General features: G+C 64.6%; 1 protein-coding gene. It reads right to left on the minus strand.

Translation table 11 applies throughout. The features are described from left to right. Window positions 1–263: hypothetical protein (locus tag DUT91_RS26030; protein WP_160113736.1), on the minus strand; the 263-nt coding region annotated here is incomplete at both ends.

Genomic DNA, 263 nt, shown 5'->3' on the forward strand with positions numbered 1-263 from the left:
GCGGATCCGACGGAACCGCCGACCAGTAGATATCGCTCATCTGGTCGCTCGGGTTCGCATTCGTCGCCGTCAGCGTCTGTGCCGCGTAGAGCGGAATCGGATCCGTCCCCGTGATGCCGATCCCGTGACTGGCCTTGAACGGCACATAGGATTGGCCGTGATCGTAGCTTCCGGTCAGGCCATTGGGCGCGCCGGCGGAAATGATCGCGCTGGGCAGGGATGGGCCGGACGAGCAGGTGACGCCGTTGCTTTCCCTGCCGTCA

The sequence above is a fragment of the Paramesorhizobium salinisoli genome (genome assembly GCF_003335045.1).
Classification (GTDB): Bacteria; Pseudomonadota; Alphaproteobacteria; order Rhizobiales; family Rhizobiaceae; genus Paramesorhizobium; species Paramesorhizobium salinisoli.